Origin of the sequence: Engelhardtia mirabilis (assembly GCF_007748095.1) — a bacterium.
Taxonomy (GTDB): Bacteria; Planctomycetota; UBA1135; order UBA1135.
On record NZ_CP036287.1, the window covers coordinates 5,275,162 to 5,297,446 of the forward strand.

Sequence of the window (22,285 nt, forward strand, 5' to 3'; positions counted from 1 at the left end):
CTCGGAGCTTGACCGGACAGCGGCTCGAATCGGGCTCGGACGCCGACTGGCGCCGCGCTCGGCACCCCAGCAGCGCCGATTCGACGGATTCGATCGCGAGCGGGCCGGGTCCAGCACCGCCCGGCCCTGGTTTCGACGGACGGGACCGACGCCGGGATCCCCGGCGCGGGTACCCTCCGCCGCCGTGGACCCGACGGTGGAAAGAGAGCTGATAGAGCTGACGGTCTTCGCCGTGCTGGGCCGCTGGGACGACCTGGCCGCGCTGCGAGGACGCCCGGGAGTACGGCCCGACCGGCGCTGGCGTGAGGCTCTCCTTCAGACCCATCTGTTCGCCGGCTTCCCGCGCATCGTGGAGGCCTTCGGCGTGCTGGGGCGCGCGGGAGGCCTGGGCCAGCCGGATCCGGACGAGACCCTCGCCGAGCCGGACCTCCCCGAACGCGGCCGCGCGCTCTTCGACCGCATCTACGGCAGCCGCGCCGACCGCGTGCGCGCAGAGCTGCAGGGCCACCACGCCGACTTCGCGGCCTGGGTCGAGGGGCACGCCTACGGCCGGGTCCTGACTCGGCCCGGCCTCCCGGCCGCCCAGCGCGAGCTCCTGGCCGTGGCAGCCCTCACGGCCCTGGGCCAGGATCGACAGCTCGCCAGCCACGCCCGGGGCGCCGTGGCCTGCGGAGCCGACCCGGAGGAAGTCCACGGGGTGGTCGAAGCCGTGGCTCCACACGTCGACCCGCACGACCTGGAGCGGGCCCGCAAGGTCGTGGCCCGCTTCGCCCCCCTGGACGGCAGGCAGCAGCCCTGACCCCGACGGCGCCGGGCGGGATCCTCGAGCGATCGCAGCGCCGGCGTGGCCCGCAATCAGCGCAGGGGGCCCTCGACCTCCAGCGATCGGACCACCACGGGGTCCAAGACCCGCAACTCCACCCGCGGACGCTCGCTCAGCTCCCGCGGCGAGCGGTCCGCGCGCAGCACTAGCCCCCCATCGAGGTAGACCCGCAGGACCCCGCGTAGGCGATCCCACTCGGCGCGCAGGCGATGGGTCGCACCTGCCCGCAGGCCCCGCTCCCGCGCCTCGACGTTGCCCGCAGCGAGTCGCGCGACCAACTCGGGCTCGCCCTGGGTCCCCAGCGCCCATCCGCTGTGGCTGGCCCCCTCCCCCCCGGCCCAACCGACCACGAACCCGCCGCAACACAGGACCATTGCGCGGGGATCCCGACCGGCCGGGAAGTCCAGCTCGAGCTCCACGGACCAGGGGCCCGCCGCGGGATCGAAGGGCGGCGCCAGTTCCAGGCTGAGTCCCGCCCCACCAGCCAGCTCCTCCCAACCGAGCGAGGAGCGCGCGGCCGGGGCACCGGTCGCATCGCGGCTCCAGGCACCTCCGAGAACCAAGGAGGCGCGTCCGGCGTCACCGAGGATGACCACCCGGCCCCTGGTGCCCAGCACCCCCTCGACGCGCGCGTCCGGATAGCGACCTGCCAACTCGGAGACGCGGTCCGTGCCGCTGCGCAGCTCCCGCGCCAGGGCTTCGCGATCGCGTCGCAGGACATTCGAGCGAATGCCCACGGCCGCGTCCTCGATGCGCTCCTCCAGCAGGAAGTCGATCAGGGCGGCGGCGCCGGCCAAGTCGCGCTCGTCGAGGTCGGCGTCGAGGCGGCCGAGCAACTCGTCGGATGCAGCTTGAGTCTGCTTGCTGGCCACGAGCTGGGCCAGTCGCTCGACGACGGCAGCCGCGGCATCCGGCAGTGGACCGCTGAAGAGCACCCGCTCGGCGTCATCCCGCTCGCCCTCGGCAGCGAAGAGCAGGGCCAGGCCCAACCGGTCCTGGGCTGCGAGGTGTCCTGGATCACTGCCGGGCGCAAAACCGCACAGCCCGAGCAGATCGCCCAGCTCGAGCGTCCGCAGATCGAAGGCGTAGGAACGCTCGCCACCGCGCCCGACCGAGCGCAAACGGAAGCCGTCCTCGAGGGGATCGATGCCGGCCTCGAGCTCGCCGCTGACCCCGATGTTGCGCGACCGCAGCTCGATCGTGTCGCCACGCCGGGCGCGAACGGTCTCGGCAGCGCGCCGCAGGATCCCGGCTAGACGCTCGGCCAGGTCGCGCTCCACCCGCACCGCCGCGACGAGCTCGTCGGGAACACGCGGATCGAGTTCGCGCTCGAAGTTGCGCCAGAGTTCGGCGGCCCGCTCGTAGCGCCGCCGCGCGAGCAGGGCTGGCGCGACAACGTCCGCGCGCAGGCGCAGGCCCTCGTCGGCTGCCTCGAGCAGGGCCTGCAGGCTCGCCTCCGCGAGGCTCGACTGCGCCTCCGTGCGCGCCTGCTCGAGGGCGGCGGCCGACCCCTGGGGGAACTCGGCGCGATCGAGGCCGCGGCGCGTGAGCTCAGCGTCCACGGCCGGGCCCAGGTCCAAGAGCTCGTCGGGCAGGCCCCCCTGCCGCCGCGCCTGGCGCTCGCGGTCCATTGCGAGCGTCCCGATGAAGTCGACCAAGGCGCGGAACTTCGGAGCCCAACGCCCCTCGATCGAGACGCGCTCGGTGGCGAGGCGCACGCGGGTCTCGAGGGTCGCTGCTTCGAGTTCCTCCAACGGCAAGCCGGCCGGGTCGAGTCCTGCCCGCGCCGCGAGTGCGGCCGCGTCCAAGTGGGTCTCGGCCAGGGCGCTGCTCCAGGAACCGGCCTCGACCAATCGGGCGAGCCCGGGCAGCAGCACGTCGTCCCGATAGCGCCGCACCGCGTGGGTGTAGGCTTCGACGCCGTCGGCCAGGGCGCGGTCGACCTCGTCCAGTCGCTCGACGCGCCAGTCCAGCAGTCGACCCCGGGCGCTGTTGGGGAGCTCTTCGACCCGGAAACCGGTGCGCTGGCGCACCACCACTTCCAGACCGGATAGCTCGAGCAAGTCTCGGGCGGCCTTGTAGCCGCTCGATCCCAGGGCTTCGTCGATGGCCTCGCCCCGCGTACGCCCGACGCGGTCGATCTCGTCCTCGATGCGGCGCAGGAGCGTCGCGCGAGTCGGGAGCCAGACCTCGTCCGACGTCTCCTGACGCAGTCCTTCGACCTCGCGCCAGGCGCCGGCCAGGCGACTCGACTCGCCCGCCGACTGGGCCAGGATCTCGTCCAGGAGCGCGCGCTCGTCGGCGATCGTCGGGCGGTCCGTCGCCAGCCCGTCGGTCGTCGACAGGGGATCGAAGAAGACCAGGGACGAGCCGGCCAGGGCCAACACACCGGCGACGGCGATGATCCAACCGTTGCGACCGAAGCGACCGGGCCGGCGCTCGAGCGGGTCGAGTCCGGAGACCGACACCAGCGGCGCGCGGCGCTCGCGCAGGCGCTCCAGGTCTTCGGTCAGCTCGCGCGCGTCGGCGTAGCGACCGTCGGCCTCGCGCACCAGGCACTTGCGCACGACCAGGGCCAGGCCGCGGCCCAGGTGCGGTGCCAGCTGTTGCGGATCGGGGATGCGCGCGTGCAGTACCGCCGAGAGCACCTCGGCCATGCTCTCGCCGGTGAAGGGCGGACGCCCGCAGAGGGCGTGGAAGAGCGTCGCGCCGAAGGCCCAAATGTCCGAGCGCGCGTCGACCGCACTGGGGTCGATGGCCTGCTCCGGGCTGATGTAGTGGGGCGTGCCCAGGGTGCCGCCCTGGGCCGTGAGCTGTGGATCGTCTTCCGCGAAGGCCAGGCCCAGGTCCGCGAGCAGCGCGCGCACGACCCCGCCCCGCGGCCCGCGCTCGAGCAGGATGTTGGCCGGCTTGACGTCGCGGTGCACGACCCCCGCGTCGCCCAGGCAGACCAGTGCCTCGGCCAGGGGCTGGAACAGGCGCAGGGCCTCGCGCTCCGAGAGGGGCCCCTCGCTGCGAATCCGATCGGCCAGGGTCGGGCCGTCGACGTACTCCATCGCGAACCACCAGCGACCGTTGACCTCCCCCATGTCGATCGCGCCGATCAGGTGCGGGTGGTGCAGGCGGGCCAGGGTGCGCGCCTCGCGCTTCAGGCGGCCGACGATGCGCGGCTTGCCGGAGAGCTCCTCGTGCAGCACCTTCACCGCCACGCGGCGGTCGACCGCGAGCTGCACGCCTCGGAAGACGATCCCTGTGCTCCCACGACCGAGCACCGCCTCGAGGCGGTAGCCGGGGATCTGGGGCCAATCGGCGCCGGAGCGCTGGAGCTGGTGGACCTGGGCGGACATGGGCTGGGGGTACCCCTGGTCCCCTTCGGTCCACCGACAGTGCCCGATCGAGCACAAGCGGGGCCAAAAGGGGGGCCGCTCGACCCTAGTCGCCGGTACCGGCCCGATCGACGCGAATTCCGGGGCCCGCTAGCCCGAATCTCGAGCCCGCCCCGCCCTGCTGGCCTCAGGAGTCGCCGTCGGAGGCCAAGCCGTACTTGTCGAGCTTGCGCTGGAGTGCGAAGCGGCTGATGCCGAGTTCCGCCGCGGCGCGGCTCTTGTTGCCGGCGTGGCGCTCCAGGGCTCCGAGGATCGCCCGCCGCTCGAAGGAGGCCACGGCGGCCCGCAGGTCGCCGTCCACGGCGGGCAACTCCGCCTCGGGCGCGCTGGCCCCGAGGGCGCCGGCGATCTGCGGCGACAGTTGCTCGAGCCGCACGGCCCCGTCGGCCAGGACCACCAGGCGGCGCATCTCGTTCTCGAGCTCGCGCACGTTCCCGGGCCAGTCGTAGGAGGTCAGGGCCGCGAGCACTTCATGGGGCAGGATCGGCACGTCGCGACTCATCTCGCGCGCCGCCCGGGCCAGGAGCTCGCGCGCCAGAAGCGGCACGTCCTCGCGCCGATCGCGCAGGCCAGGGAGGTTCATGCCGAGGACGTTGACGCGGTAGTAGAGGTCCTCGCGGAACTCGCCCTCCTTGACCATCTGCTCGAGGTCGCGGTGGCTGGCCGCGACCAGACGCACGTCGACGGTCACCCGTCGATCGCTGCCGAGGGGGCGCAGCTCGCCGTCCTGCAACACGCGCAGCAGCTTCTTCTGCATCTCCGGCGACATGTCGCCGATCTCGTCCAGGAACAGCGTGCCCCCGTCGGCCTGCTCGATCAGCCCCTTCTTGGCCCGATCGGCGCCGGTGAAGGCCCCGCGCGAATGGCCGAAGAGCTCCGATTCCAGCAGGGAATCGGGCAATGCCGCGCAGTTCTCGCTGATGAAGGGTTTCTGGGAGCGGGAGCCGTTCTTGTGGATCGCGCGCGCGATCAGCTCCTTGCCGGTGCCACTCTCGCCGTGGATCAAGACCGGTAACTCGCACTCCACGACGCGGTCGAGCTGGTCGAAGACCTTCTTCATCGCGTCGCTGGCTCCGACGATCTCACCGTAGTCGTGGCGACCGCGCTCGCGCCCCAGAGCCAAGCGCACCACCGCGAGTTGCTCGTCGCGGTCGCGCACCTTGCGTCCGAGTTGGGAGTTCAAGGCCTCGATCTGCGAGCAAGAGTCGGCCAGGCGGCGGTTGCGCTCCATCAGCTCCTGGACCAGGCGCGCGTTGCGGATCGCCAGGGCCGCTTGGTTGGCGAGGAGCGTGGCCTGCTCCACCTCGGGCTCGCCGAAGGCGCCGCGCTGGAGGCGGTTGTCCACGTAGAGGGCGCCGACGGTGCGGTGCCCGTCGTCGATCGGCACGCACAGCACCGAGCGCAGGCGTAGGTCCTCGACGCTGGCCATGCCGTCGAAGCGCTCGTCGCGCCCGGCGTCGACCGAAAGCACCGCCTTGCCCTCCGCCAGAACCCGCCGGGCGATGCCGGTGGACAGGCGCGAGGCCGGCACCGGGATGTCCGCGCCGTCGAAGGAGCGGGCGACCTTCACGTCGACTCCGCTGGCTCCGTCGTCGGCGGCCTCCCCGCGGTTGCCGGAGGCCCGTGCCCCCTTGCGATCTTCGGCCAGGAGCAGGAAGCCCCGTTCGGCGTCGACCAGGCCCACCGCCGAGTCGACGATCAGGCGCAAGAGGCGCGGCAGGTCGGTCTCGCGCAGGAGTGCGCCGGAGACCTCGGCGAAGACCCGCAGGCGATCGGGTGCCCCGGCGCTGCCGCCCACCTGGGTCCTCAGGGCCTGCTCACCACCCGGAATCGACCGCGTCGGCACCGGGACGGCTTCCAGGCTGATCGTGGCCGCACCCACCACCAGCTCGTCACCCAGGCCCAGGAAGGCCCTGCGGGTCACCTCGCCGTTGACCACCAGGCCGTTGGCCGAGCCCAGGTCCACCACCCAGCCGCCCTCGCCCTCGGGCTCGAAACGGCAGTGGTGCCGGGAGACCCGTCCACCGGACAGTTGGATCTCGTTGTCGACGGCTCGGCCGATCCGCACGGGCTCGGACTTCACCGGCACCACCGTGCGGTGGCCGTCTTCGTCGACGATGAGCTTCAGAGGGGGCTCCATGGGGGTGGGCGGTTCGAAACCGCACTCCACATCAACTAGGGCCGGTCACTGTGCGGTAACCGCACAGAGTCGAAGCTTATCCCCCCGTGGTGGCCCCCAGGGCCTAGATTTGTTCTCGGCCAAGCCCAGCTCCGCCCCGCCCCCTTGCTCCCCCACCTCCGTGCCCTCGCCGTGACCCACCGGGCCGCGGACCCCACCTTGGGTGTGGTCCTGTCGGATCCCCTCGGGGTGAGCCCCGCCAGCGGGGGCCGCGGCCTCGAGCTGAGTCCGCGCGAATGGGCCGTGATTCGGCGTTTCGACGGCCGCGCGACCCTCGACGAGGTCAGCCGGGCGGCCTCCCGGGAACTCGGCGAGGACCTCGTGAGCGGCGAGGCGCGCGCACTGGGAGAACGCCTGAGCCAGCTCCTGCTGCTGCGCGACGCCCGCTTCGAGCGCGAGTTCGACAACTCGTTCGCCGCCTTCCGCAGCCTCGAGGCCCGCGCGGCCCGCGGCACCGGCGGCGAGTACGAGGCCGACGCCTTCGACCTGCGGGTCCGCATCGGCGGGTTGGTGGCCGACGACTGGGACATGCCGCCCCTGCCCCAGGCCCAGGGGCTGATCACCCCCTCGGCGCCGATCTCGCGGGCCGGGCCGCTGTACTCGCGCGCCTACGCCTCGATCCGACACTGCCGCGCCCACATCGCGCGCATCGTCGTGCTGGGGTCGGTCGGCGCGCCCCTCGAGCCGCTGCTGCTGCCCCTCTCCAAGCCGTTCGACACGCCCCTGGGCCGGGTCGAGCCGGACCGCGAGGCCCTCGCCGCCCTGGGGCACCTGCCCGGTCGCGAGCAACTCGCCCACCGCGACCACCTCGCCCTGGAGCGGCAGATGCTGTTCCTGCGCGTGCTGTTCCCCGACACACCCGTGGTCCCGACCCTGGTCAGCACGCCGCGGTTGGACGAGCTGGGAGAGGTCGACGACGGCGGCGCCCTCGAGCGTGCCCTCGACGGCCTGCGCGCGGTGCGCGCCCTGCCCGGACGGACCCTGATCGTGGCGGCCGCGGACCTGTGGCACGCCGGGCGCGCGCCGACCGCCCTGGCCCTCGGCCAAGAGCTCCCGCGGGCGCGGGCGACGATGCTGGGCGGCGACCTGGGTCGGCAGGTCACCGATCGCGACCGCGAAGCGATCGACGCGGCGACGCGCATCGACCACGAGATCTTCCTGGCCGCCGCCGACCAGGACGGCGACCCGACCCGCCTGGCCCTCGCCGCGGCGCCCTACCTTCTCCTGCGCCTGCTCGAGGGCTCGAGCTCGGTGCTCGACGGCTCGGACCTGAAGGGCTCGACCCTCGGCTACCAGCAGATGCCCGCCAGCGGCGAGATCGCCACGGCGGCCGCGATCGTCTTCCACTGATCCTCACCCCGAGGACCGCGTCGATTCGATCGCGGCCACTGGGAACTACGATCGCGCCATGCCTCGCCGCTTCCTCGCCATCGCCATGGCCGCCGTCCTGGCGCCCTTCGCAGGTGCGGACGTGTACGTCGACCTGGTCCACGTTAGCGACGCCACCGGGGACGGAACCCCGGGCGCGCCCTGGGCCTCGATCACCCACGCCGTGACCCAGGTCGCCCCGCCCGAGACCATCGTCCTCGCGCCGGGCGACTACCGCCAAGGCACCGGTGAGAGCTTCCCGATCGACCTGGTCGCCGGGATCTCGCTGGTCGCCAGCGGCAACCCCGAGAACACGCGCCTGATCGAACCGACGATCACGGGTGCGGGCGCGCCCGACGTGCTGCTAGTGTCCTGGATCGGAAATTCGGCGTCACTGCCCGGAGGTCCGATCGATGCTGGCTAGGCGCGCCGACGACGCGTATCCGCTGCGATACTCGGAGGAGGCGCTGGCGACGCCAGCGCCGATCGGAGCCAGGGAAGTGACGCCGAATTTCTGATCCAGGACACTAGTGCGCGGCGGCAGCGTGGCCCAGGCCCGCACACTGGTGCGCGGGCTGGCGCTGGTGCGGGGCAAGAACGGGCTTTCGATCGTCGATGAGGGCGAGGGACTGGACTTCGCCGTCGACGTGGACGACGTGGTCTTCGACTCCGTCGGCAACGTGGGACTGGTCGCGGTCGTGGACCAAGGGGCCTTCCTGTCCCTGGACCTGCGTGGACTCTCGACGCGGCTGGTCGGTCGCGCGGCGCGCCTGCGCGCGACCCAGGGGACGATCGCGGCTTCGGCACGTGCTTGCGACCTCAGCGGCATCCATACGGGCCTCGAGCTGCGCGCCCTGGGCAGCCCGGGGGCGAGTGCCATCGGCCTCGACCTCTCGGGGGTCGAGCTGCTCGGCGCGGCCACCAACGGGCTGCGCTGCGAGGTGACCGACGGCAACCTGATCGCGACCGTCATCAAGGACTGCCTCTTGGCGGGCAACGGCCCCTGCCTGGGCCCCACGCCCCTGCCGACGTCTGGTGCGATCCTCGATCTCGGCCCCGCTGTGGGTCAGATCTTCCACGACATCGAGCGCACCATCTTCTACGCCAACGGCACGGGCTGCACGGGCAACCTCGACCTCTCGAGCTACCGGCCGAACGACTACCTGCTGGACTCGAACCTCTACGGCTTCGACGGCTTGCCCGGCGGGTTGGTCACCGCGGACCCGGGCTTCGTCGACCCATCGCTCAGCACGCTCGCCCCCCACCTTCTGCCAGGCTCGGTCGCCATCGACCTGTCGAGCGCGGCCGCCTCGACCTACGTCTGGGGCGATATCGACTGCGACTTCCCGATCCAGGACGGGGCTTCGGCCTTCTTCGAGCCCGGGCTGGACGGCGGCGCGGCGTGCTTCCCGGGGACGGTGGACGCGGGGCTCGATGAACGTCGCCCTCATTCCCTACACGTCCAGCCGGCCCTGCGACTGGGCCAGACCCCGAAGCTGCGCGCCCTGGGCCCGCCGCAAGCCGCGCCGATCCGCGCCTGGTTCCTGTTCGGTGCGCCACCCGGTGCGCCCTCCCAGTGTCCCGCGGGACCGGAGTTGCCACCCGGGTTCGTCGTCCTCGGCGCGGTCGACCTCGCGCCCTCCACGGGCCTGGCCGAGTTGGTGGTCGCCGTGCCCGACGACCCCGACCTGCTCGGCGTCGAGGTCGGTCTGCAGGCCCTCTTCGTGGATCCATCGAACCTGACGGTCCACTGGTCCCGCGCGCTGCGCGAGCGCATCGTGCGCCCCTGACCGCAGCCGAAGGATCGAAGCGCCCCCGCGTAGAGTCATACCGATGGACACGACCGACGACGTCCCGCGCAGACCGCCGCCACCGGATGGGGACCCGGGGCGGGTCACGTCGGGCGGCCCGGTCAAGAGCGAGCGCCTGCGCGCGCGGCCGATCCCCCAGTCCCACCAGCGCCGCTCCGCCCGTCCCCTGAATGTCCTGGCCGGCCGCACGCCCGGTCCCGTCCGCGTTCGTCGCGCGGGTCGCATGCGTCGATTGGTCGCGGCCCTCGCCATCGCCACGGTTCTGTCGGCCTCTCTCCTGGCCCGGCACCTGGACCTGGCCTGGACGCTGCTCCTGATCGGGGCCGGGCTCGGAGCCCTGGCCACGATCGTGCCCTTCACCGTCGTTCCCGCCGTGGAGCGACGCCAGGACGAGCCGGACGGCGCCCTAGTGCGAGTCGGCTTGGACGTGGCGCCGATGGCCCTGGCTCTGGTGCCCGGGCTGATCCTGCTGCCGTCCCTGCGCCAGTCGCTCCTGGCCCTGCCGGCCCTCGGCTTCGCGATCGCGGCCGCCGGCCTGTGGAGGCGAGCGAGTTGGGCAACCTGGACCTGGCGCGGATGCTGCGGCGCGCTGATGGGCTGGAGCGCCCTGTTCGGATTGCGCGCAATGCCCGGGATCGTCGGTCCGGCCGATGCGGGAGATTGGTTCGGATCGGCCGGATCGCTCCTGGAAGCGTTGTCCGTGGCCGCCATCGGTTGGTGGGTGGCTTCGCGACTCGAGACGGCACTGGCCCACGCGGACGTGCAGAGCGTCAGTCGCTGAGTCCCAGCCGAGCTGCGCCGGGCTCAAGCGCCCTTGAAGTCGGGCTTGCGCTTCTCCGCGAAGGCCGCGAGGGCCTCGAGGCGGTCCTGGGTCGGCAGGGTCTTCTCGTAGCAGCGCGCCTCGACCTCGAGACCCTGCTCCGCGGGCAGTTCGCTGCCCACGTCGATCGCTTCCTTGGCCGCGCGCACGGCGACCGGGCCGTTGGCGGCGATCGAGCCGGCGACCTCACGCGCGACTTCCATCAACTGACCCGGCTCGGCCACGCGATTGACCAGGCCCATGGCGGCGGCCTCGGCCGCGTCGATGCGCCGGCCCGTCAGGATCAGGTCCTTGGCCCGCGACTTGCCGACCAGGCGCGGCAGGCGCTGGGTGCCGCCGGCGCCGGGGATGATCGCCAGGCTGACCTCGGTCAGACCGAACGTGGCCGTGCTGGCCGCCACGCGCAGATCGCAGGCGAGCAGCAGCTCGGTACCCCCGCCGAAGGCGAAGCCGTTGACCACCGCGATAGTCGGCTGGGGCAGGGACGCCACGTCGTCCATCGTGCGGCGAATGTTGCGCACGAAGTCCGGCACGCGCTCCGCGGGCATGGTCTTGCGCTCCTTCAGATCGGCGCCGGCGCAGAAGGCCTTCTCGCCCGCGCCGGTGATCAGGATGCAACGCACCGACAAGTCCTCGCGCAGCTCCTCGCACAGGGTCCGCAGACGCCGCAGCGTCGGGAAGGAGAGGCAGTTCATCACGTCCGGCCGCTCGATGGTCAGCCACACGAGATCGCCTTCGCGCACCACGGAGACGAGTTCGGGCTGGTCGGGAACGTCGGAGGGGAATTCGTCGGCGACGGGAGGCATGGCGGAGGGTCTGGCAGTCGGGTTGGGGGAGCGGGGACCCAGAGCCTAGGCGCCCGGCCGAAGTCAGACCAGCTGCCGGAGCTAGGGTTCGGCTGATTCCACCGTCGCCAAGCGGGGACGGGCTCGCCACCTTCTCGGTCGGTCGCGGAACTCCATCGGGCCGCCCGTCGGAGCCGTGCGGCGCCGAGACCCTCGACCGCTGCGATCTAGCGTCCTGGATCAGCAGGTCCGGTCGGACCCTGCGCTGATCCGCCCGCGGCCAGGCCCAGCCGCCGGAGCCGTGAAGCGAGGGTGTTCGAGTTGGTCCCGAGCAACTCGGCGGCGCCGCCAGGGCCGGCGACCTTGCCTCCACTGAACCGCAGCGCGCGCAGCAAGTTGTCGCGCTCCAGGGCCTGCAGTTGGTCACTGGTCCACACGCCCGCCTCGCCCACGGGGACCGATGCGGGTGGGCGCGGCGCGCCGGAGTCCAACGCGACGAATTCCAGGTCCCCCGCATCGGTATCGATCAGCTCGCGCAGGATGCGGTGGCGCAGCTCGCGCACGTTGCCGGGCCAGGCGTGGGCAACCAACCGAGCCGCGCCGGCCTCGCCGATCGGCGCCCCGGGTCGGCCGAGCTCCGCTGCCAACTGGGTCACGAAGCGCGCGGCGAGCACCGGCACATCCTGTGGACGCTCCCGCAGGGCAGGGATCTCGATCGGGTAGACGCACAGGCGCCAGTAGAGGTCCTCGCGGAAGTTGCCCCGGCTGACCTCCCGCTCCAGGTCGCGGTTGGTGGCGGCCACGATCCGCACGTCGACTAGGCGGGAGACGCTCTCACCCACGCGCTCCACGCGCGATTCCTGCAGCGCACGCAGGAGCTTGGCCTGCAAGTCGATCGGCAGCTCGCCGACCTCGTCCAGGAACAGCGTCCCGCCATCGGCGGCCTCGAAGTGACCGATTCGATCGCGCGCCGCGCCGGTGAAGGAGCCCTTGGCGTGGCCGAAGAACTCGGACTCGAACAGCTCGCGGGGAATGCTGGCGCAATTGACGCGGACGAGCGGGCCCGCGCTTCGATGGCTCGCGCGGTGCAGCTCCTCGGCCAGCACTTCCTTGCCCACGCCGGACTCGCCGGTCAGGAGCACCGTCGCGTCGGTGCCGGCCACTCGACGCAGCCGCGCGAGGACCGGCGCCAATCCGGGCGTGGCGCGGTCGGCGGCGACCGGCGGCGTTCCGCGCGCGTCGTCGCCGCCCCCTGCGGACTGCATGGCAACGCTCACCACCGCGACCGCCACCCGATCGGCCAGCACACGCAACCAACCAGGCCCCTCGCGCGCGATCGTCGACCAGGTGAACAGCTCCACTCCACCGACCCAACGACCCTTCGCGATCATCGGCGCGCTGGCGTAGCCGCGCAGTCCCTGGGCGCGCGCCCAGTCCAGCTCGCCCCGGTCGTGGACGTCCTCGCCCAGGGCGCGCAACACGGCCTCCCCCCGCGCGCCTCCCCGCAGGCGACCGTCGAACGCGGGTGCGTGGGTCTCGACCGCCGGGACCAACTCACCGGCTGCGGCGATGAGCGTCAGTGGCGAGGTCGCCCCGACTCCGGCGTCGCGCGGGGCTTGCCACACACGAACCAAAGCGATGTTGGGCGCATCGCCGAGCCGCTCCGCCAAGAGGTTCGCCATCGCCGAGGGCTCGACCTGCGTCAACTCGAGCAGCAGTGGCAGAACGTGGGTGAAGTCGTGGGGACGTGCTGAGCGTCCGCGCAGTCCGAGCGAGGCTCGTGCGGATGCACGAAGACCGGTCATGCGTTCGAACGAAGTCGGTCGTTTCACGTGCTCGAGATCTCCATGGCTTGCGCTCCTGCGGCCCCCGGTCGCCGTTCACTCGACTTGGCACGCCCCTTGCGAAGTGCTCGGAGTCGACGTCTTGCGCTCGACTCGCCCCCCCAGGCAACCAAGTCCTTCGAGGCACACAGCCCCATGCAACTCAACGTTTTCGACAACCTGCGCTCCTCCGTCCTCGTCGTCGCGGCGATCGCCGCGGGCGGCGTCGCGACCGCCCAGTCCACGGTCGCTCCGGGTGCGATCTACACCATGACCAACGCCACCGACGGCAACGCGATCGCGATCTTCGATCGCGGCCTCGACGGTGCCGCCAGCTACGTCGGACTCGTGCCGACCGGTGGAACCGGAACGGGGGCGGGCCTCGGCAACCAGGGTGGGGTGATCCTGGCGCAGAGCGATCGCTTCCTGCTCACGGTCAACGCCGGCTCGGACACGATCAGTGTCTTCCGCGTCGACGAGTACGGCCTGGCCCTGACGAGCGTGACGCCCTCGGGTGGCGACCTGCCGGTCAGCCTGACCCAGCACGACGGGTTGGTGTACGCACTCAACGCGGGCAGCGACTCGATCGCCGGCTTTCGTCTGACCTTCGACGGCAGCCTCGTCCCGATCCCGGGGTCCGTGACCGGCCTCTCGGCCCTGGACGCCGCCGCCGCGCAGATCGGCTTCGCGCCGGACGGCGACTTCCTCTACGTGACCCACCGCGCGAACAACCTGATCGACCGCTTCGCCGTGGGTCCCCAGGGACTCGCGCGCCGGGTCGTGCCGATGACTTCGAATGGCGCCACGCCCTTCGGTTTCGCCTTCGGTCAACGTGACCAACTGTTCGTCTCCGAAGCCGCCGGCGGTGCCGATTCGGCCTCGACCGTGAGCACCTACCGACTGGGCGAGTTCGGCCAGCTGCAGACGGTGACGGGCTCGGCCCCCACCACCCAGACGGCGGCCTGCTGGGTCGTGGCCAGCCCCGACGGCCGCACGATCTACACCTCCAACACCGGCAGCGACTCGATCTCGAGCTTCCGCGTGGGCTTCGAGGGTGAGCTGCGCCTGCTCGACCCCCAGGCCGCCAACACCGCGGCGGGCCCCCTGGACATGGCCCTGACCCTCGACGGGAAGTTCTTCTACGTCATCGACGCGGCCGCAGGGGTGCTCGGCGACTACGTGGTCAACGACGACGCCTCGCTGACGGGCATCCCCGGCGGCAGCCCGGTCCTGCCCGCGAGCGTCAGCGGCCTGGCCGTGCGCTGAGGTGAACCGGCCCGCGCGGGGGCCGCGCCCGTCCTTCGTGGGCGGGCGCGGTCCCCTAGCCGATCAGGCACTGCGCGGCGGCGGCGACCTCTCGAGGATCGATGAGCGCGGTGCAGAGGCGATGGTCGGAACCCGAGCGCGGGCAGAGCTCCAGGTGACACGGAGCGCAGTCGACCTCCCGGCGCAGGTGCACGCTCGGCGGACCGGGACAGGCCGTGTGGCGCGGGTCGGTCGGACCGAAGAGCACGACCGTCGACGCACCGGCCGCGCGGGCCACGTGGCGCGGCCCCGCGTCGGTCGAGAGCACCACGCAGGCGCGAGCGCACAGAGCCAGGAGCTCGGGCAGGTCCGCGGCGCGCTCACCCCAAGCGCACAGGGGCGGGCGCGCGCGGCGGGTCAGGCCGGACGCCACCGCTTCCAAGGCAGCCTCCTCGCCGGGCCCTGCGACCAGGACCAGGGGCAGGTCGGGATCGAGGGCAGCGAGCGCGGCGATCCAGGCCTCCTCGGTCCAGGCCTTGGCGCTCCCCGGTCGGCCGCCGACGTTCGCGACGACCGGGCGTTCGCCGGGCTCGATCCCGGCCGCGGCCAGGCGCAGCGCGACCGACTCCGACACGGTCGCCGTCGAACGCAAGCGGGGCACGGGATCAGCGGTGGACACGCCGAGCAGCGACACCAACTCGATCGACGAGGTCGTCACCGATCGCGGCAGCCATCTGGGCCAGGCCCCGCGCACGCCGAGCCCCAGGGGCACGGCCCCCAGCTCACGCGCGGGCGCGATCGCGTCGGTCAGCAGCAGCCCACGGCCGTCGCGCGCCCAACCCACGCGCCGCGGGATCCCGGCCCGCAGGGCGGTCCAGGCCGAGCGGAACGACCCGGTCAGGAGCAGGGCCACGTCGTGGCCGCGCCAATCGGCCGCGCGCTCGCCGCCGCGGCCTGGGTGCGGGATGCGCCGGGCGCCGGGTAGCCAGCCGTCGAGCAGGGGCAAGAGGTGCGCGGGCGCGGCCAGGGAGAGACCCCGGCCGTCGTCCCCCCCGCGCCGCGCAGCCAGGGCGCGCAGGGCCGGCTCGACCGCGACCAGGTCCCCGAGCCACGAGGGCAGCCGCACCAGGATCGTCCCGCCCGCGTCCGGGCTCCCGGCGATCCCGTTCAAAGCGACGCCCGGGCGAGTAGGCCCTCGGCGGCGGACAGGACGCGTTCCACCGGCAACTCGGTCATGCAGCGGTGGTGCCCGAGGGGGCAGCGGCGCTCGAGGCAGGGCGAGCACTCGAGGCCCTCGACGCGGACGACCTCGCACCACTCGAGGGAGGTGGCGGTCAGCTCCGGCGAGTTCGGCCCCATCACGCTGACGCAGGGCACGTCGAAGGCGGCGGCGAACCAGCGCGGCCCGGAGTCCCCCACGAGCAGCAGCTCGGCGCGGCGGATCCAGGCCGCGAGGTTGGCCAGGCCGCGCGCGGACTCCGCGGGCTGGACGGCATCGTGGCGGCAGGCGTCGAGCACGGCCTGGACCAACTCCGACTCCGAGGGCGCGCCCGTCACCAGGGCCCGCAGGCCGTGGCGTTCGTGGAGCGCGTCGAGGGCCTGGGCGAAGCGCTCCGCCGGCCACAGCTTCGCGGCACCGAAGGCGGCGCCGGGGCAGCAGACGACGAAGGGCTCGTCCGGCCCCAGACCGATCTCCTCCAACGCCGCCGCCGCCGTCGCCGCGCGCTCGGCGGAGATCGCAAGGCGCGGGTGCAGGTCGTCGGCCGCGATCCCCATGAGGCCGGCCACGTCGCGCAAGAGGTGCGCGGTGGGAATCGGAAAGCGACGGCCCAGGCGCGTGGGCGGCACGAGGGCATGGGTCAACAGGGGCCGGCGTCCGCCCAGGGCCGCCCCGGCCCGGATGCCGATCCCCGCGCGCCAGGCACGGAGGGCCGCGCCGAATGAGTTGCTCAGCAAGAGCGCACAGTCGGCCCCGAGCCCACGCAGCAGCTCGACCTCGGTGGACGATGTGACCGGAACCAGACAACCCTCCCAGGGTCCGGACTCGAGCACCGGCGCGAGGTGCCCGCGCAGCACGATCGAGACCTTCGAGAAGCGCGGATCGGCCAGGGCCGCCGCCAGGATCGGCGTGGCCATGACCAGGTCCCCGACCCAGTTGGGTGCGCGGATGACCAGGTGCCGGGCGGTCATCGCTCGACTCCCTGGACCGGCCGCCCGTGGTGGCGCGGGCGATGGGCCATGAGGCGTCGGGCCTTGGCCTGGACCTCGCGGACCCAACGCCGCCGCTCGGAGCGGGGCACGCTGCCGCGCACCCGCTCGAGCCAGGTCCCGAGGAACCTCAGGCGCTCTGCGGCCGAGACCGCCGGCGGCGCGGAACCCAGGAGCGCCGCCAGGTCTTTCACCAGCCAGCGCCGCCGCGGCTCGCGCTCGTGGCGGGCTCGGCCCAGATCCAACAGCACGATTCGGTCCCTGCGGTCCAGGACGAAGTGACCCAGGTAGAGGTCGCGGTGGTACCAGCCCACGCCGTGCAGGTCGGCCACGAGTTGCCCCAGCCGCTGGAGCAGGTCCCGGCGCCGCCCCGTGTCGGCCTCGGCCAGGGCCAGGTCGAGGCTGGTGACGATCTCCACCGCTTCGAGCAGGACGGCGCTGCGGAGGCCGCGCCCCGGGTGCGGCGGCAGCCAACGGGGGGCTGGCCCCTCTTCCAGCAGCAGCAGCGGAGCCGGGACCGGAAAGTTGGCGGCACCCAGCGCGGCCAGGGCGTCGAACTCCCGCGCCGCCGGGGTGCGGGTCGGCCGACCGCGCAGGCGCTCGAACCACCAATCGACCGGGTCACCCCCGGCGAACTCCTTGAGCACCGCGCTCGTGGAGGAACCACCGAGGTCGAAATCCAGGGCGTCGGTGCGCCGGCCGGGTACCTGGCGCAGGGGCTCGCGACGGGCGGCGGCGAAGAGGCTCCACCAGGCATCGAAGTCGCCCTCTAGCGGCGCTCGCGGGTCGGCCGCCGAGCGACCCGGTCCGAGGCGCCGAACCATTGCATCGGTGACACGCACGACCGCGCCGGGACGCGCCACAGGATCAGCCGCTGTTCGCACGGATGCGATGCCAACCGCACGCCGGCCCTCGGTCAAGCTCCGCCCCCCGGACCTCGCGACGACTTTTCTCGGGCAATTGGTTCCACCGCCCCGCCGATCGGGCTCGAATAGGCGGTTGATCCCTTACCGATCGAAGGCGCGACGGACGCCGCCGCGCCACGACCCCAGGGACAGCTTCACCGACGGCCCGCCCGCTCCCCCACAGGCGGCTCGCCGTCCCCCCTCCCCCCCGTCCCGGCCGGACCCGCCACGCGGGCCAGACCGAGATCCCAGAACCCTCCAGGACCGACACTCGCTCCGCGCGACGGAGTGAGAGACGAATATGTCCACCGGATCCGCCGTTGCTTCGCAGGCCTCCCAGCAGGACGAGTTCAACCCGTTCCTCGCCATGGCGGAGCGGTTCGATGTGGCCGCTGACCACCTCGGCCTCGAGCCTGGTGTTCGTGAGGTCTTGCGCGCCCCCGACCGCGAGCTGATCGTTTCGATCCCGGTCGTGATGGACAGCGGTCAGGTCCGCGTCTTCAAGGGCTACCGCGTCCAGCACAACTACCTGCGCGGCCCCGCCAAGGGAGGCATCCGCTTCGCGCCCGACGTGCACCTCGACGAGGTTCGCGCCCTGGCTGCCTGGATGACCTGGAAGTGCTCCGTGGTCAACGTGCCCTTCGGCGGCGCCAAGGGCGGCGTCGTGGTCAACCCGCGCGAGCTCTCGATGGGCGAGCTCGAGCGCCTGACCCGCCGCTACACCACCGCGATCATGGACATCCTCGGTCCCGATCGCGACGTGCCGGCGCCGGACATGAACACCAACGAGCAGACGATGGCGTGGATCATGGATACCTACTCCATGCACGTGCGTCGCTCGACCACCGCCATCGTGACCGGCAAGCCGCTCAGCCTGGGCGGGAGCCTCGGTCGCACGGAGGCTACCGGGCGCGGTGTGATGATCACCTGCCGCGAGGCCCTGCGAACCCTCGGCATGCGGCCGGAGAACACCCGCGCGGTGGTCCAGGGCTCGGGCAACGTAGGCGGCATCGGCGCGCTGCTGCTGCACCGCGAGGGCTACAAGGTCATCTCGATCTCCGACATCTCCGGCGCGATCGTCAACGACAAGGGCCTCGACCTGCCCGCGGTGCTGACCTGGATCCGCGAGCACGGCACCCTCGAGAAGTTCCCCGAGGCCGATCACATCGAGGGTACGGCGGCCCTCGAGTTGGACTGCGACCTCCTGGTGCCCTGCGCCACGGAGAACCAGATCACCTCGCGCAACGTGGACGACGTCAAGGCCAAGCTGATCGTCGAGGGCGCCAACGGCCCGACCACGGCGGCCGCCGACAAGCGACTGGAGGAGCGCGGCGTCCTGGTGGTGCCCGACATCCTGGCCAACGCCGGGGGTGTGACGGTCTCCTACTTCGAGTGGGTCCAGGACCGCATGGGCTACTTCTGGACCGAGGAGATCGTCAACTCGCGTCTGGAGCAGGCCATGGTCAGCGCCTTCAACGACGTCGACCGCGTGCGGCGCCGCTACGACGTATCGATGCGAATCGCCAGCTACATCGTGGCGATCGAGCGCGTGGCCGAGGTCTACAAGCTGCGCGGCATTCTGGGTTGATTCCCCCCATGCTCGACTTCGACAAGGGCCTGGGCAGCGAGAACGACCTGCTGCCGTCGACGCCTCCCCTCGACGAGGAGACGCCGTTCGCGACGATGATGAGCCTCTTCGACGAGGCCGCCCGTCGTCTCGGTATCAACCCGGACGCCTACGAGATCCTGCGCAAGCCCGACCGCGAGGTGGCCTGCGCTGTGCCGGTCAAGCTCGACAACGGCTCGATCGCGGTCTTCGACGGCTACCGCGTGCTCCACAACCAGGGCCTCGGCCCGTTCATGGGTCCGATCCGCCTCACGCCGACGCTCAAGATCGACGATCTACGCGCCCTGGCCGCCTGGATGACCTGGAAGTCCGCCGTGCTCAACGTGCCCTTCGGGGGCGCCGCCGGTGGCATCCGGATCAACACCAAGCGCCGCTCCGTCAAGGAGCTCGAGCACGCCGTGCGCCGCTACACCGCGTCGATGCTCGACTACATCGGGCCGGACCGGGACATCTGGACGCCCGACATCGCCGCCGAAGAGGGCGTGATGGCCTGGGTCATGGACACGGTCTCCTCCCACCACCGCTACACCGAGAACGCGGTCGTGACCGGCAAGCCCAAGGTCCTCTCCGGGACCCGCGGCGCCAAGCGCGCCGTGGCGCGGGGCCTGCGCACGATCCTGCGCCTGGCGATCGCCGAGGTGGACGCCGACTTCGACAAGCGGCCGCGGATCATCATCCAGGGCGCCGGCAAGGTCGGTGGCAACCTGGCCCAACTGCTGCACGAAGCGGGCTTCCGCGTCTGCGGCATCTCCGACGTGCAGATCGCGATCTACAACGAAGACGGGCTGAACGTCCCCGAGGTCCTCAGTTGGCGCCTGTCCCACGGCAGCCTCGTCGACTGCCCGGTCGAGGGCGAGCGCATCTCCAACGAAGAGCTCCTGGCGCGGCCCTGCGACGTGCTGATCCCCTGCGCCGTGGCCAACGCGATCAACTCGCGCAACGCCAACTCGGTCCAGGCCAAGCTGATCATCGAGGGCGCCCACGGCCCCGTCTCCGCCCGCGCCGACCGCATCCTGCACGAGCGCGGCGTCCCGGTCGTGCCCGACATCCTCGCCAACGCCGGCAGCGTCGTCTCGAACTACTTCGAGTGGGTCCAGAACCGCCAGGGCTACTCCTGGATCGAGGACCTGGTCGTCAAGCGCCAACGCCGCTTCATGACCGAAGCCTGGCGCAACGTGGTCGAGTACAAGGGCACCTACGGCGTCCGCATGCGGATGGCGGCGCACATGCTGGCGGTGCAGCGAGTGTCCGCCGCCGATGCGTTGCGCGGCGTCTACGCCTGATCCTCCGGCGCTGGCGCGCCTGCGGCACAGGCGTAGACTCCACGCAACGATACCTCTGGGCTCGACGCCTGACGGCGTCGAAGCACGCGCGGCGTCTACGCCTGACGGCGTCGAAGCATGCGCGGGGTCCACGCCTGATCCTCCGGCGCTGACGCGCCTGCGGCACTGGCGTGGACTCCACGCAACGAGGCCACTGGGCTCGAGGACGATGGCCCCAGTCAGTCGCCGTCGTCCCCTTGCAGGTCGAGGAAGAACCAGCCGCCGATCCAGTCGAGGACCTCGATTGGTGCCAGGCCGAGCCGAAGACCGACGCCGATCAGGTGCAGCTCCGCCTCGACGTCCCATGGCGAGTAGGGGACATCCGTGAGCTCCGGTCTCAGCGCGTGCTTGTCGGCGAGCCCGACCAGTTCGAAGTCGACCATGCTCCACGTCAGCGAGCTCGCGTCGCGCGCGGAAGCCCAACGCGCCCGGTAGGCGATGGGCACGAGCACGAAGGCGTTACCGACCCAGGTGTAGCTGCTCTCCCCGGCTCGCCCCCAGAGCAGGCCGAGGCCCATGCTCGACTCCTCCCACCCGCCCAGCGGGGATGCGCCGGGTTTTCGGGCCCCACCGGCGGGGTTCGCCAGTGCGTTCATGCCGTAGCGGTCCGCCTCCGAGGTTCCCCCAAGGCCGATGCCCGCGAACGCCGTCGCCCGCGCGCCGACGAAGAGGCCGGGTCCGACGGCGACAGACGAGGGAAACATGTCGAGGGTGTCATCCAGTCGGTTCCCGAAGTAGCGGGTCAGGGGATTCGACTCGCTGCGCGGGGCCGGGACTTCCCGGGTCGAGTATCGGTCCGAATCGGGCCAATGGCCGAGCTGCGCGCGGTCGGCCACCATCCGAATCGACTCCGCGACCGCGAGGGGCTGGGTGACCACCTGCATGTGGCCCTCTCCAGCGTGGACGATCTCGCGCACCCGATCCCCGAGGGCCGGCACGAGCACCTGACTGTGACGCGCCGGAACGACCGTCTCGTCCTCGCCGCCGTACAGGACGACAGCCGGCGGTAGAGGGCCGAGCCCCTCGTCCCACATCGCCTTGAGGGCCTCGAACATCGCCCGCTCGTCCCGGACCATGGCTCGAATCTGCGACGTGCGCGCGAAGCGCCAGGCCGCTCGGCTGGCGCTGTAGCCGGCGTACCCGACGTCACTGGCTGGCGCGAAAGCTCCGCACAGGTCGAAGGCGGCCACCGCCGGGTTGATCAGCGGCAAGGGGAGCAGCTCGCTGATGAACCACCCGACACCAGGCACCGTGTAGGCGGCCGGGACCCAGTCCTGGAGCTTCGCGTCCGGTGCGGCCTCGGAGCCCACGAGCACGATTCCGGCCACCTGGTCGGGATGCTCGCGGGCATACAGCAGGGCCAGTCCACCGCCCCACGAGTGGCCCACGAGTACCGGATTCGACATGCCTCGCGAGCGAATGACCCTGCCCAGCAACTCCAGCTGAGCCTCCACCGAGGAGTCGTCGAAACGAGGCGACTGGCCGTGGCCTGGCCGGTCGAAGGCAACCCATCGGAAGCGGTCGGCGGGCAGCAACTCCTGGACGCGGACGAAGTCGTCGATCGACCCCGGGTTGCCGTGCACGAAGACGACTTCCGTGGGGCCTCCTCCGCCGTGGGACCAGCTCACGGTTCGGCCGTCGAGTTCGGTCAGCTCGCCCCGGCCCGGGAAGCGCAGATCGATCAGCGCGGTCTGGGTACTGCCACAGCTCGTGAGCGCGAGGGCGGCAACCAGGACCAGAGCAAGAAGGACTCCTCCTGCTCCCGGCCAAGCCCGCGACCTCGGGGATGCCGCGCCTGCTTCGACCTGCCGCGCCCCGGTCCATGCGCTCCACTGCATCCTCCGAACCTCCTGCGGCCGATCGTACGCCCCTCCGAGGGGGGGCCGATCGATCGAATTCGCAGTCTGCGGCGAGGTCCGCAGGCTGGCCCCGTGCGCTCGCCGGTGAATCGCGCGACGGGACGCGGGAGCCAATGCACTCCCG

General features: G+C 72.1%; 16 protein-coding genes. 8 read left to right on the top strand and 8 right to left on the bottom strand.

Annotation, left to right across the window (positions count from 1 at the left end):
• The first annotated feature begins 184 nt into the window (after positions 1 to 184).
• Positions 185 to 799: a carboxymuconolactone decarboxylase family protein gene (locus Pla133_RS19460; RefSeq protein WP_419191741.1), complete on the top strand. Its 615-nt coding sequence runs from the start codon at positions 185 to 187 to the stop codon at positions 797 to 799.
• 56 nt (positions 800 to 855) lie between these two features.
• On the opposite strand, the gene Pla133_RS19465 is transcribed toward Pla133_RS19460, so the two are convergent.
• A complete protein-coding gene (locus Pla133_RS19465) occupies positions 856 to 4,170 on the bottom strand; it encodes a serine/threonine-protein kinase (RefSeq protein WP_145068313.1) in 3,315 nt (1,104 codons plus the stop codon).
• Positions 4,171 to 4,336: 166 nt separating this feature from the next.
• Entirely contained in the window at positions 4,337 to 6,349 is a 2,013-nt protein-coding gene (locus tag Pla133_RS19470) for a sigma 54-interacting transcriptional regulator (RefSeq protein WP_145068315.1), read from the bottom strand.
• Between the two features lie 144 nt (positions 6,350 to 6,493).
• On the opposite strand from Pla133_RS19470, the gene amrB reads away from it, so the two are divergent.
• The 4 genes from amrB to Pla133_RS19490 all read left to right on the top strand — a co-directional run bounded on the left by amrB (position 6,494) and on the right by Pla133_RS19490 (position 10,348).
• The gene (gene amrB / locus Pla133_RS19475) at positions 6,494 to 7,738 is read left to right on the top strand and encodes an AmmeMemoRadiSam system protein B (RefSeq protein WP_419191742.1); all 1,245 of its coding nucleotides are present in this window, start codon (positions 6,494 to 6,496) and stop codon (positions 7,736 to 7,738) included.
• A gap of 58 nt (positions 7,739 to 7,796) precedes the next feature.
• The gene (locus Pla133_RS19480) at positions 7,797 to 8,180 is read left to right on the top strand and encodes a DUF1565 domain-containing protein (RefSeq protein WP_145068319.1); all 384 of its coding nucleotides are present in this window, start codon (positions 7,797 to 7,799) and stop codon (positions 8,178 to 8,180) included.
• A gap of 106 nt (positions 8,181 to 8,286) precedes the next feature.
• Entirely contained in the window at positions 8,287 to 9,546 is a 1,260-nt protein-coding gene (locus Pla133_RS19485) for a hypothetical protein (protein ID WP_145068321.1), read from the top strand.
• A gap of 43 nt (positions 9,547 to 9,589) precedes the next feature.
• Positions 9,590 to 10,348, top strand: coding sequence for a hypothetical protein (locus Pla133_RS19490; protein WP_145068323.1), 759 nt, complete (start codon positions 9,590 to 9,592; stop codon positions 10,346 to 10,348).
• A gap of 23 nt (positions 10,349 to 10,371) precedes the next feature.
• Here Pla133_RS19490 and Pla133_RS19495 read toward each other — a convergent pair whose 3' ends face one another.
• Together Pla133_RS19495 and Pla133_RS19500 are read right to left on the bottom strand one after the other, a co-directional pair.
• Entirely contained in the window at positions 10,372 to 11,193 is an 822-nt protein-coding gene (locus Pla133_RS19495; RefSeq protein WP_145068325.1) for an enoyl-CoA hydratase-related protein, read from the bottom strand.
• Positions 11,194 to 11,399: 206 nt separating this feature from the next.
• Positions 11,400 to 13,004: a sigma-54 interaction domain-containing protein gene (locus tag Pla133_RS19500; protein WP_145068327.1), complete on the bottom strand. Its 1,605-nt coding sequence runs from the start codon at positions 13,002 to 13,004 to the stop codon at positions 11,400 to 11,402.
• Between the two features lie 147 nt (positions 13,005 to 13,151).
• Here Pla133_RS19500 and Pla133_RS19505 point away from each other — a divergent pair, with 147 nt between their 5' ends.
• Positions 13,152 to 14,261 carry a lactonase family protein gene (locus Pla133_RS19505; RefSeq protein WP_419191743.1) on the top strand — a complete coding sequence of 370 codons (1,110 nt, stop codon included), beginning with the start codon at positions 13,152 to 13,154 and terminating at the stop codon, positions 14,259 to 14,261.
• 55 nt (positions 14,262 to 14,316) lie between these two features.
• On the opposite strand, the gene Pla133_RS19510 is transcribed toward Pla133_RS19505, so the two are convergent.
• Genes Pla133_RS19510 through Pla133_RS19520 form a run of 3 tightly spaced genes read right to left on the bottom strand, consistent with a single transcriptional unit; the run spans position 14,317 to position 17,272 of the window.
• A complete protein-coding gene (locus Pla133_RS19510) occupies positions 14,317 to 15,411 on the bottom strand; it encodes a glycosyltransferase family 9 protein (RefSeq protein ID WP_419191744.1) in 1,095 nt (364 codons plus the stop codon).
• On the bottom strand, positions 15,408 to 16,430 hold the full coding sequence (locus Pla133_RS19515; RefSeq protein WP_145068334.1) for a glycosyltransferase family 9 protein: 1,023 nt from the start codon (positions 16,428 to 16,430) through the stop codon (positions 15,408 to 15,410). Before Pla133_RS19515 ends, Pla133_RS19510 begins: the two co-directional genes overlap by 4 nt.
• Positions 16,427 to 17,272 (bottom strand): lipopolysaccharide kinase InaA family protein, encoded by an 846-nt coding sequence (locus Pla133_RS19520; RefSeq protein WP_145068336.1) that lies wholly within the window; start codon positions 17,270 to 17,272, stop codon positions 16,427 to 16,429. The genes Pla133_RS19515 and Pla133_RS19520 overlap by 4 nt, the downstream gene beginning before the upstream one ends.
• Before the next feature lie 382 nt (positions 17,273 to 17,654).
• Here Pla133_RS19520 and Pla133_RS19525 point away from each other — a divergent pair, with 382 nt between their 5' ends.
• Together Pla133_RS19525 and Pla133_RS19530 are read left to right on the top strand one after the other, a co-directional pair.
• Positions 17,655 to 18,941 (top strand): Glu/Leu/Phe/Val family dehydrogenase, encoded by a 1,287-nt coding sequence (locus Pla133_RS19525; RefSeq protein ID WP_145068338.1) that lies wholly within the window; start codon positions 17,655 to 17,657, stop codon positions 18,939 to 18,941.
• 8 nt (positions 18,942 to 18,949) lie between these two features.
• Complete coding sequence (locus tag Pla133_RS19530) at positions 18,950 to 20,263, top strand: Glu/Leu/Phe/Val family dehydrogenase (protein WP_145068340.1); 1,314 nt, start codon at positions 18,950 to 18,952, stop codon at positions 20,261 to 20,263.
• A gap of 218 nt (positions 20,264 to 20,481) precedes the next feature.
• Here the strand turns inward: Pla133_RS19530 and Pla133_RS19535 are convergent, their stop codons facing one another.
• Positions 20,482 to 21,930, bottom strand: coding sequence for an alpha/beta fold hydrolase (locus Pla133_RS19535; RefSeq protein WP_419195406.1), 1,449 nt, complete (start codon positions 21,928 to 21,930; stop codon positions 20,482 to 20,484).
• Between the last annotated feature and the right edge of the window lie 355 nt (positions 21,931 to 22,285).

Coding starts and splice junctions, on each gene's coding strand:
- Pla133_RS19515 (WP_145068334.1), bottom strand. CDS start 16,430: ATGACCGCCCGGCACCTGGTCATCCGCGCACCCAACTGGGTCGGGGAC.
- Pla133_RS19520 (WP_145068336.1), bottom strand. CDS start 17,272: ATGGTTCGGCGCCTCGGACCGGGTCGCTCGGCGGCCGACCCGCGAGCG.
- Pla133_RS19495 (WP_145068325.1), bottom strand. CDS start 11,193: ATGCCTCCCGTCGCCGACGAATTCCCCTCCGACGTTCCCGACCAGCCC.
- Pla133_RS19470 (WP_145068315.1), bottom strand. CDS start 6,349: ATGGAGCCCCCTCTGAAGCTCATCGTCGACGAAGACGGCCACCGCACG.
- Pla133_RS19530 (WP_145068340.1), top strand. CDS start 18,950: ATGCTCGACTTCGACAAGGGCCTGGGCAGCGAGAACGACCTGCTGCCG.
- Pla133_RS19490 (WP_145068323.1), top strand. CDS start 9,590: ATGGACACGACCGACGACGTCCCGCGCAGACCGCCGCCACCGGATGGG.
- Pla133_RS19465 (WP_145068313.1), bottom strand. CDS start 4,170: ATGTCCGCCCAGGTCCACCAGCTCCAGCGCTCCGGCGCCGATTGGCCC.
- Pla133_RS19525 (WP_145068338.1), top strand. CDS start 17,655: ATGTCCACCGGATCCGCCGTTGCTTCGCAGGCCTCCCAGCAGGACGAG.
- Pla133_RS19480 (WP_145068319.1), top strand. CDS start 7,797: ATGCCTCGCCGCTTCCTCGCCATCGCCATGGCCGCCGTCCTGGCGCCC.
- Pla133_RS19505 (WP_419191743.1), top strand. CDS start 13,152: ATGCAACTCAACGTTTTCGACAACCTGCGCTCCTCCGTCCTCGTCGTC.